Consider the following 9,846-nt stretch of genomic DNA (forward strand, 5'->3'; position numbering starts at 1 on the left):
GAGTGCGGCTGTGCCCGCACGGGAGCGAGACGGGCGTATGGGAGTGCCCGGAGACCGGCGAGCAGTACGAGGAGACGTCGGCCGGGCTCACTCCGCGCAGCGCGGCAGCCCTCCCCGACCACCAGGCGGCACGCCCGCGCTGACAGCCGCATGGCGGCACCGGTGTGCGCGGTACGGGCGAATCGTCAGCTCATCGTGCAACGCATCCTCCGGATCCGGGTCCACATAGGGGTGAATCTGGGAACCGGGGCGAGCCGGAGGAATCCGCCATGCACACGCCAGGCACACAGGGAACGGGAAGCGCACCAGAGGCCGGGAGCGAGGTGATTCCCGCTGCCCGGCCCGTCATCGGCGACGCCGAGGTCGAGGCCGCCGTGCGGGTGCTGCGCGGCGGACTGGTGGTGCAGGGGCCGGAGGTCGCGGCCTTCGAGGAGGAGTTCGCCGCCGTCGTGGACGGCCGCACGTGTGTCGCGGTGAACTCCGGCACCTCCGCGCTGCACCTGGCCCTCCTCGCCCTCGGTATCGGCCCCGGTGACGAGGTCGTCGTACCGTCCTTCTCGTTCGCGGCGACCGCCAACGCGGTGCGGCTCGCGGGAGCGGAGCCGGTGTTCGCCGAGATCGACGCGGAGACCTTCTGCCTCGACCCCGACGCCGCGGCCGCCGCTCTCGGGCCGCGCACCGCCGCGCTGATGCCGGTGCACCTCTACGGCCACCCGGCGCCCATGGCGGGGCTGGCCGGGCTCGCCCGGCGGCACGGGCTGGCCGTCGTCGAGGACGCCTGCCAGGCGCACGGCGCCGCCCTGCACGGCAGGCCGGTCGGAGGCTTCGGCGACGCGGCCTGCTTCAGCTTCTACCCGACGAAGAACATGCACACCCTGGAGGGCGGCATCGTCGCCGTGCCCGACGCCGAGGTGGCCCGCACCCTCAGGCTGCTGCGCAACCAGGGCATGGAGCAGCGCTATGCGCACGAGGTCGTCGGCGCCAACATGCGGATGACCGACGTGTCGGCCGCCATCGGCCGGGTGCAGCTCGAACGGCTGCAGGGCTGGACGGAGCAGCGCCAGAGCAACGCCAAGGCCCTGGACGCCGGGCTCGCCGGAAACCCGGCCCTGACGGTGCCGCCGGTCGCCGACGGCGCCCGGCACGTCTACCACCAGTACACGGTGCGGATCCCCGGCGGTGCGGCCGTACGGGACGCCGTACAGCGCGAGCTGCGGGTGCGGGGCGTGTGCAGCGCGGTCTACTACCCGACGCCCATCCACCGCCTGCGGCCGTACGAGCACCTCGGCGCCCGCCTTCCCGTCACCGACCGGGCGGCCGCCGAGGTGCTCTCGCTGCCCGTCCACCCGGGGCTCGCCCCCGGCGACCTCGACCGCATCGTGACCGCGGCCGGACAGGCCGTCCGCGCCGCCGGCGCCGAGGGGACGGTGCTGCGATGACGGCCGCCCCCGAGCCGGCGCGGCGCCCGGCCGGGACGCCGGCGCCCGCGGCGTCCGGGCCCCGGGCCGCCCTGCGCGCCGGGCTGATCGGGCTGGGCGCGATGGGCCGCAACCACGCGCGCATCCTCTCCTCGCTCGACGGCGTGCGGTTCGTCGGCGCCGTCGACCCGGCCGGCGATCCGCACAGCGCGCCGCACGGGGTGCCCGTGCTGCGCGAGGTGGACGAACTGCTGGACCTCGGAGTCGACTACGCGGTTGTCGCGTGCCCCACCGCGCTGCACGAGGAGGTCGGGCTGCGCCTCGCCGCGAACGGCGTCAGTGCGCTGATCGAGAAACCGCTCGCCCATTCCGCCCAGGCCGCGCGCCGCCTGGTGGACGCCTTCGAGGCGCGCGGACTGGTCGCCGGGGTCGGCCACATCGAACGGTTCAACCCCGCGCTCCAGCAGCTGCGTACGCGCCTGGAGGCGGGCGAGCTGGGCGAGGTCTTCCAGGTCGTCACCCGTCGCCAGGGGCCCTTCCCGCACCGCGTCGCGGACGTCGGTGTGGTCAAGGACCTCGCCACTCACGACATCGACCTCACCAGCTGGATCACCGGCCGCGGATACGCCACGCTGTCGGCCCGCACGGTCTCCAAGAGCGGCCGGGAGCACGAGGACATGGTCGCCGTGGTGGGCTCCCTGACCGACGGCACGATGGTCTGCCATCTGGTGAACTGGCTCAGCCCGCTCAAGGAGCGGTTCACGGCGGTGACGGGGGAGCGCGGCTGCTTCGTCGCCGACACCCTCACGGCCGACCTCACCTTCCACGCCAACGGCGCGTTCGCCACCGAGTGGGAGGCCCTGCGCGCCTTCCGGGGCGTCGCGGAGGGCGACACCGTCCGCTACGCCTTCCCGAAGCGGGAGCCCCTCGTCGTCGAGCACGAGCGGTTCCGGGACGCCGTGGAGGGCAAACCCAGCGAGATCGTCACCGCCCGCGAGGGACTGCGCACCGTGGAGGTGTCGGCGGCCGTACTGGACTCGGCCCGCGGGGCGCTGACCGCGCGGGCCGACTCCGACTCCGGCTCCGGGGCCGGGTCCGGGTCCGGCGGGCCGGACCCGGACGTTCAGCTCGTGTGAACCTCCTGGGCCGCCGGGACCGCCTTGCGGGGCGTCTCCGGCGGCGGGGTGAACCAGCGGTCCTTCACCTGGCTCGGCGGCGTCCTGTGGTCCTTCACGTACTGCCGGTACAGCCTCAGGTGTGCGGCGCTGCCGCTGATCCAGTACTGCTCCAGCAGCTGGCGGGTCACCACGCCGTGGTAGCCGCTGTTGAACACGTCGTGGCTGTGGCAGTACGCCGAGGGGCCGCCGGGGCGGCGCAGTTCCGCGCCGTAGTGCGCCGACGTCGTCAGCGCCCCGTCGAAGAGCCGCGCGGCGCGCGGATCACCGGTCAGATGGTGGTAGGTCCACACGCCCGCGATGGCGAAGTTGTGCCCGTTGAAGGTGAAGTCGGACCGCGTGTGCGGCCACTGCGGATACTCCTCCAGCCACAGGTAGCCCTGGTCGTCGACATGGCTCACCCACGGCGTGTCCGCGCGGGGCCCCAGCAGCAGCGAGTCGAACGTCCGGTCCGCCGCCGTCCGGTAGCGCTTCCGGTCGCCCGGCGGGACGTCCTTCTCCTGCGCCAGGTGGGTGAAGAGGCTGAGCGCGATCCCCTGGGCCATCGCCGAGTACCAGGGGGCGCGCATCCGGAACTGGTGCGAGCTGGGGTAGTTGAAGGTGTACGGGAAGTACCACGCGCCGCGCGCCCGGGTCCGTTTGGCGATCAGATGGTCGGCGGAGGCCGTCGCCCGCTGCAGATAACCCTTCGCGCCGCTCTTCCGCCACAGGGCGAGATCCTGCAGCCCGGCGCTGGACTGCCGCACGGGGTGCTCGTACAGCCGTCCGTCCTGCTCGAACATGGGGACGGTGTGCACGCCCTGCGCCAGCGAGCGTCCCGGCGCGTCCGGTGCGAGGGTGCGCCATGGCCGGTGGGAGACGGGCGGCGTCCGGGGCCGGTGGCCGTCGGTCCTGAAACGCAGGTCCGACTGCACGCGCGGGCGCTCGCGGGAGACCGATGTGCCGCTGTCCGAGCGGTCCCCGTCCGAGCCTCCGGGCGCCGCACAGGAACCGGCCGTGACGGCGAGCACCGCCCCGGCGACCAGGTACACGCCCGGAGTGCGTCTGTGGCGTTTCATACGTGGGTGCTCCTTCTGCTCAAGTGTGGTGCGGACTGTTCCGGCCCCCCTGGGCGTCGACTTCCTCGGTGCTGAACAGCAGCCGCTCGTACGTGGGCCGCACCCGCGGCCAGTCCCAGGTGCCGTGCGCGTGCCGGGCCGCCGCACGGCCCGCCGCGCGCCACGTCTCCTCGCTCCCGGTGAGGGCCAGGACCCGCTCGGCGGCCTCCTCCGGAGTGCGCACCACCCACTCGGCGGGCCAGAAGGTGCGCGCCCCGGTCGGCCGCTGAGCGAAGAACGGCCAGTCGCGGACCACCGGTACGGCGCCGCTCGCCGCACCCTCCATCACGGCGCAGTGGCTGCCCTCGCGCACGGACGAGCTGAGCACCACGCCGATCCGGGTGAAGGTGGCGGGCATGTCCGTGCACGGGCCGAGCCGGTGCACGGCCCCGCTGGGCTCCAGCTCGGCGAAGTCGCGCTCCAGCAGCCCGTGGTACGCGCGCGCCCCCGCCCCGACCCGCGGGTTGAGCGGGCCGCTGGCGATGAGCAGCCGGTAGCGCTGGTCGTGGCGGCGCAGCAGGCGTATGACCTCCATCGCCCAGTGCGGGTCCTTCACCACCTGGGTGGCGCCGACCAGCCCCAGCGTGAAGCGGGCCGCGCCGTCCTTCGGGCGGGCGAAGCCGCTCAGGTCGAGCGCGTTGTGCAGGGTGTGCAGCCGCGGTCCGTGCGGCGCGCCGTGCCCGTCCAGCGCCGGGACGACCTCCCGCGCGAGGTCCCGTACATGGCCCGCGATGAACACCACGTCGTCGACCCGTGAGAAGTCCGTCAGCTGTGGCCATGGCGTGAACAGCTCATAGCTGTGCAGCCGGACGACGATCCGGGCGGTGCCCGGGTCGACGGCGGTGACCAGGCCGGCCTGAGCGGCGCACCACTCCACGAACACCGTGTCCGCCCAGTCCAGGTACGGGCGCAGCAGACGGTCCGCCAGCCGGCCGTACTCCGTGTCGCCGCCGGACAGCGCGGTCTCCAGCTGTCGGCGCGGTGCGGCGGTGAGGTGCCGCAGCTGCTGATGCTCGCTCAGGTCCAGGGCGCGCGTCTCCACCCGGGCGTCGGCCGCGAGGTGCTCCTGGAGCAGCGGCATGAAGTTCGCGTTGCCCGAGGTGACCGTCAGCAGCCGGAGCGGACGCCCGCTCGGCGGGGGAGCGGCCGGTGCGGCGCGTCCGCGCGGCGTCAGTGCCGCGCGGGCCGCACGGCTGTTGCGCCACGGCCGGAGGTAGCCCTCCGGGTCGTCCGCCAGCGGCGAGGAGAGCGCGTCCAAGTGGCGCTGCCGGTGGAAGAGCAGCGAAAGCGCCCGCAGCAGGGCAGCGGCCGTCGGTCCGGGCGCGCCCTGCGCGTGGTGCCGGTCCGCGGCGGAGAGGGCAGAGGCTATCCCCTCGGGTACCCGCGCGGTGTCCCGGCCGGCCCGCAGGTCCTCAGCCGCCGCGTCGGCCAGCAGTTCGCCGCGCAGCTGGGGTCCGCGCACCCGGCGCGCCACGCCGTGCAGCGCCAGCGCCGCGCCCGTGGGGCGGCCCGCCTGGCGCAGCCTGCGGGCGATGGTCCGCGCGGCTCTGGCGCGCAGCTCGTCCGGGATGCCGGGCGCGGCCAGCGCGTACCGCCACGTGCGCGCCCCGGCGCCGGTACGCAGCACCCTGCGCCCGTACGGGAAGCGCAGCGCCCGGACGCAGCCCCCGCGCAGCCCTCCGCCCACCCGGCGGGAGAGCGCGGCGGCGTGCAGGACGGCCGTCCGGGGGGAGAGCCGTGCCGCCCCGGGCGCCGCACCCTCCGCGCGGGCCTCGACGGCCCGCAGGGCGGGCGCGAGACCGTGCACCGCGTCGGCCCGCACATTGCGCTGCGCGAGCTGCCAGACGGTGTAGACGGCGGCCGGGTCCAGCGCCACCAGGACGTCGGCCGCCCGTGCCCGGCGGCGCAGCGCGGCATCCCGCCGGGTGTGCCGCCACAGCCGGCGGGCCGTTGCCTGGGGCCGGGCCGGGTCCTCCCAGGGCAGCCGGAGCAGTTCGACGCCGAGCAGCTCGGGCGGCACCCGGGACGGGTCGACATACCCGGCGAGCAGCACCCGCGCGCCCCGGGCGCGCAGGGCGGCGACGGAGGAGGGCGCCGCGCCCTGCCGCGGCGTGTCGCTTGCGACCAGCAGCACATCGATCATGCGAGCTCCATGGGTTGTAGGACGGAGGCGCCCCCTCCCGCCCGCCGGCCCCGCATCGGGGCCGGCGAGCGCAGCCAGGGCGTGTCCCGCGGATCCTGCCGGGCAGGGGCTGCCCCTTGCCGCGCGCCGCAGGGCGCGGTGTGGCTCGGCGCGCAGTTCCCCGCGCCCCTTCGGGGCACGCCCCCGCGCCCCTCGGGGGCACGGTTGTGCTCTGCGTGCTCTGCGCAAGATCCGCCGGGGGGTATGGCCGGGATGTGAGACCGCCGGGCGCGAGGGGGCACCCTCACGGCCGCGACCCTTCCGGCGCGCAGGGCGGGGCGACCGTGCGGGCCAGCCGGGCGACGGCCGGGGCGATCTGGGCCAGCCGGGTGTACCGCGCGGCATGGCGGCGGGCCGCGGCGCGCGTCTCCGCGTCCGCGCCGGCCGCCATCCGCGCCGCCTGGGTGAACGCCTCGCAGAGCGCCTCCGGCCGCACGCTTCGTGCCCCGGTCCACAGCGGGTGGCCGTCCAGCACGACCGAGGCGTCGTGGTCCGGCTCGTGCGCGGAGACGACGGGCAGGCCGCTCGCCATGTACTCGTAGACCTTGCCGGAGGTGACGTACCGCCCGCCGGTGAGCATCAGCACGAGTCCGTCCCAGCCGCCGTACAGCGCGCCCACGTCGGCCTTGGCGACCGGGCCCGCCACCCGTACCCCGTCGTCCGCTGCGGCGGTCAGCAGGTCGGCGTGTGCCGTGGCGCCCCGGCCGGCGCCCGCGCCGAGGTGTCCGCGCACCTCGAAGCGGGCGTCCCGCAGCAGCGGCTCCCGCGCGCGGGCCAGCCGCCAGCTCTCCAGCACGGACTCCAGCAGGTCCAGCGAGAAGTTGACGGTGCCCAGATAGCCGAAGGTGAGCGGTTCACCGGAGCGCGGAGCGCGGACTCGGGAGGGGACGCTGTCCTCGTCGTAGCCGTTGCGCACCACCCGCACCCGGTCGGCCAGCGCGGGGTGGCGCTCGCGGTAGAAGCCGGCGATGGGGTCGTTGACGACCCACAGCTCGCGGGCATGGCGCAGGGCGCGCTCCTCCCAGCGGCCCTCGGGCGAGTCGCGTTCGAAGGCGGGGACGCCTGTGAGCACGTCGAGCGACCAGCCGTCCCGGAAGTCCACGGCGTACGGCACGCCGTGCGCCTCGTGCAGCCGCAGCGCGGCCGCCAGGCTCACATACGGGACGCAGGTGGCGAGCATCAGGTCGGCCGGGTGTGCGCGGTGGACGCGCAGGACGGCACGCTCCAGCGCGGAGCGCCAGCCGCCGAACGCCGGCTCGGGGAACCGCGCGCGCTGCCGCTTGTGCCACCGTCTGACCCACCCCGTGGGGTCGAGCGCCCGCGCCGCGGAGAAGGACCGGATGTCCGTGGCGAGGTCCTCGCGTTCCAGGGGCAGCTCCACCATCCGCACGCCCGGGTCCACCCGCCGCGACAGCGAGTGGTCGAGCCCCGAGTCGCGCTCCCACGCCTGGGGCCGGATGGTGACGACGGTGACGTCCCAGCCCTGCGCGCGGAACTGGTTGGCGGTCTCCAGCATCCGGTACGCGCAGCTCTTCGCGGCGGGCGGGAAGCCGATCGCGAGGTACAGCAGGTGCGGCGCGGTCATCGGCCCGCCCCCAGGGGCCGTTCCGGCCGGTGGTGCTCCTCCAGGAGGCGCACGGCACGCTCGGCGGCGCGCCCGTCCCCGTAGGGCTCCCCGCGCGGCGTCCGGGGAGCGCGGCGTGCGGCCAGCCGGACCCAGGCGGCCGTGCCCAGCTCCCAGGGGCTCGGCACCAGCGTGTTCCAGCCGTCCGCCAGGGTCTCCGGCCACTCCGTCTCGGGGCGCAGCGTGGTGCAGGGGCGGCCGAGGAGATACGCCTCCTTCTGCAGCCCGCCCGAGTCGGTCACCACTCCGCTCGCCCCCAGGGCGGCGGCCACGAGGTCCGCGTACGGCAGCGGACGGCCCACCCGCACCGCGCCCCTGGCGAGCTTCACGCCGTGCTCCTCGGCCCGCGCCAGCAGCCGCGGGTGGGCGAGCAGCGCCACCGGCACGGGCAGCTCGGCGAGGGCGTCGGCCAGCGCGGACAGCCGCGCCGGGTCGTCGGTGTTCTCCGCACGGTGCACGGTGGCCAGCAGGTACGGGGCGCCGGGGTCGACGCCCTCGGGCAGCCCGGCCGCCGGGAGGCCGTCGGCCCGCGCCCGGTCCGCGACGCGCAAACAGACGTCCACCATGACGTCGCCCGCCAGCGCGGCGCGGTGCTCCAGCCCCTCGTTCCGCAGGTGGCGCAGCGCCTCCTCGGTCGGCGCGAGCAGCAGATCGGAGGCGTGGTCGGTGAGCACCCTGTTGTGCTCTTCCGGCATACGCCGGTTGAACGACCGCAGCCCCGCCTCCAGATGGGCGACGGGAAGGTGCTGCTTAACAGCGGAAAGGGCCCCTGCGAGCGTCGAATTGGTGTCGCCGTAGACCAGCACCCAGTCGGGCCTTTCCTTTTCGAGTACCGGATCGAGCGCCGCCAGCACACCCCCGGTCTGCGCCCCGTGACTTCCCGAACCGACACCCAGATGGGTATCCGGATCGGGAATGTCCAGTCCGGAGAAGAAGACGTCCGAGAGCGCCGCGTCGTAGTGCTGTCCGGTGTGCACGATGTGGTGCTCATGGCCCGCCGCCGTCATGGCGGCGGAAAGGGGGGCGAGTTTGACGAACTGGGGACGCGCGCCGACGATGCTGACGACCTTCATGGAAGCCGGTTCCTCTCTGTCGCGACAGTGCCCACCGTGCGAGCGGCATCTGCCGGGCGCACCCCCTCATGGGCCAGATGGAGTCGCGCGCCCCCCGGGAGAGCGAATGCCGCGCACAGTGGACAGAGCCGCGCAGCGGTCCCCGGCTATGCTCCGGAAAGAATCCGTAATTACGGTCAGCGGAAGAACGGAATAGCCGCTGGTTTCTCGTCGCCCGTGCGACTGTTCATCCATTCGGCCGGATCCCGCGGTGCGAGGCGGGGTTCCTCAGGAGGCACACCATGGGATCCGAAGCGCCCGAGCCGCTCCGGGGACGCGTTGTCATGCTGGTGAACAACGGGGTCAAGGGGGACTCCCGGGTGCAGAAGAGCGCCGCCTCGGCGGCCGCGGCGGGCTGGGATGTCGTCCTGCTCGGCGCCTCGCCCGACGGACGGCGGCACCAGTGGTCGCACGAGGGCGCTGAGGTGCGGCTGCTGCCCAAGCCGTCCCCGCTGTCCGTACGCGCCCACGACGTGCGCACTCCCGTGCTGCGCCGCCCGCTGGCCTACCGGGACTCCCGTAAGGCCGCACAGCGCGCCCAGTGGGTGAAGGCGTACCGCGCCGACCTGCGCGTGCGCCGGGCGTCCCTGGCGGTGGCGCGGCGCCGGGACGGCCCCTCGGCGGCGCTCCGGCTGCGCGCCGCCGGACTGGCGGTGCCCCGGGCGACGTCCCGTCTGCTGCGCAAGTGGGTCGCCCTGCGCACCCACCAGCTGGCGTCCGCGCAGCGGCACCGGGGGAGCCTGAACACGGCGGCCGACCGGATGGCCGTCACGTTCTGGAAGACAGTGCTGCGCGGCAGGGCGTGGCGGCGGCTGGTGCCGCACCTGCTCGACTTCGACCTGGCCTTCTCCCGGGAGATCGCCGGGCTGGAGCCCGATCTGATCCACGCGCACGACTACCACATGCTCGGTGTCGCGGCCCGTGCCGTCGTCCGCGCGCGTGCCGAGGGGCGGCGCGTCAAGCTCGTCTGGGACGCGCACGAGTACGTCCCCGGCCTCAACGCGCCCAACCCCCGCTGGCTGGCGGGCGTCTCCGGGTACGAGCGGGCGCACGCCGCCCAGGCGGACGCCGTGGTCACCGTCTCGCCGCCGCTCGCCGAGCTCCTCCGGGGCAGCTACCGGCTTCCGGAGCTGCCCACGGTCACGCTCAACGCCCCCGTCTCCGCGCCGCCGGCCGAGGCGTACGCCGGCCCCGGGGACGGCGCGGGCCCCGGGGACGACGGGGGTTCCGGGGACGAC

7 protein-coding genes are annotated in these 9,846 nt (G+C 75.1%); 3 read left to right on the forward strand and 4 right to left on the reverse strand.

Annotation, left to right across the window (positions count from 1 at the left end; genetic code table 11):
• Window positions 1-269: 269 nt before the first annotated feature.
• Both G5C65_RS23380 and G5C65_RS23385 read left to right on the forward strand, forming a co-directional pair.
• Complete coding sequence (locus G5C65_RS23380) at window positions 270-1,439, forward strand: DegT/DnrJ/EryC1/StrS family aminotransferase (protein ID WP_165300887.1); 1,170 nt, start codon at window positions 270-272, stop codon at window positions 1,437-1,439.
• 101 nt (window positions 1,440-1,540) lie between these two features.
• A complete protein-coding gene (locus G5C65_RS23385; RefSeq protein WP_241265996.1) occupies window positions 1,541-2,554 on the forward strand; it encodes a Gfo/Idh/MocA family oxidoreductase in 1,014 nt (337 codons plus the stop codon).
• Here G5C65_RS23385 and G5C65_RS23390 read toward each other — a convergent pair.
• The 4 genes from G5C65_RS23390 to wecB form a co-directional block, all read right to left on the reverse strand.
• On the reverse strand, window positions 2,542-3,651 hold the full coding sequence (locus G5C65_RS23390; RefSeq protein WP_165300889.1) for a D-glucuronyl C5-epimerase family protein: 1,110 nt from the start codon (window positions 3,649-3,651) through the stop codon (window positions 2,542-2,544). The genes G5C65_RS23385 and G5C65_RS23390 overlap by 13 nt on opposite strands.
• 19 nt (window positions 3,652-3,670) lie before the next feature.
• Window positions 3,671-5,833 (reverse strand): glycosyltransferase family 4 protein, encoded by a 2,163-nt coding sequence (locus tag G5C65_RS23395; protein ID WP_165300890.1) that lies wholly within the window; start codon window positions 5,831-5,833, stop codon window positions 3,671-3,673.
• Between the two features lie 283 nt (window positions 5,834-6,116).
• Complete coding sequence (locus G5C65_RS23400) at window positions 6,117-7,457, reverse strand: glycosyltransferase (protein WP_241265995.1); 1,341 nt, start codon at window positions 7,455-7,457, stop codon at window positions 6,117-6,119.
• The gene (gene wecB, locus G5C65_RS23405) at window positions 7,454-8,569 is read right to left on the reverse strand and encodes a non-hydrolyzing UDP-N-acetylglucosamine 2-epimerase (protein ID WP_165300891.1); all 1,116 of its coding nucleotides are present in this window, start codon (window positions 8,567-8,569) and stop codon (window positions 7,454-7,456) included. The genes G5C65_RS23400 and wecB overlap by 4 nt, the downstream gene beginning before the upstream one ends.
• A 281-nt stretch (window positions 8,570-8,850) precedes the next feature.
• On the opposite strand from wecB, the gene G5C65_RS23410 reads away from it, so the two are divergent.
• Window positions 8,851-9,846: glycosyltransferase family 4 protein (locus G5C65_RS23410; protein WP_165300892.1), on the forward strand; the 996-nt coding region annotated here is incomplete at its 3' end.

Origin of the sequence: Streptomyces boncukensis, assembly GCF_011045075.1 — a bacterium.
Lineage (GTDB): Bacteria > Actinomycetota > Actinomycetes > Streptomycetales > Streptomycetaceae > Streptomyces > Streptomyces boncukensis.

Excerpts from the sequence above, each read along its gene's own strand:
- G5C65_RS23380 (WP_165300887.1), top strand. The coding sequence starts at position 270 with ATGCACACGCCAGGCACACAGGGAACGGGAAGCGCACCAGAGGCCGGG.
- G5C65_RS23385 (WP_241265996.1), top strand. The coding sequence starts at position 1,541 with ATGGGCCGCAACCACGCGCGCATCCTCTCCTCGCTCGACGGCGTGCGG.
- G5C65_RS23390 (WP_165300889.1), bottom strand. The coding sequence starts at position 3,651 with ATGAAACGCCACAGACGCACTCCGGGCGTGTACCTGGTCGCCGGGGCG.
- G5C65_RS23395 (WP_165300890.1), bottom strand. The coding sequence starts at position 5,833 with ATGATCGATGTGCTGCTGGTCGCAAGCGACACGCCGCGGCAGGGCGCG.
- G5C65_RS23400 (WP_241265995.1), bottom strand. The coding sequence starts at position 7,457 with ATGACCGCGCCGCACCTGCTGTACCTCGCGATCGGCTTCCCGCCCGCC.
- wecB (WP_165300891.1), bottom strand. The coding sequence starts at position 8,569 with ATGAAGGTCGTCAGCATCGTCGGCGCGCGTCCCCAGTTCGTCAAACTC.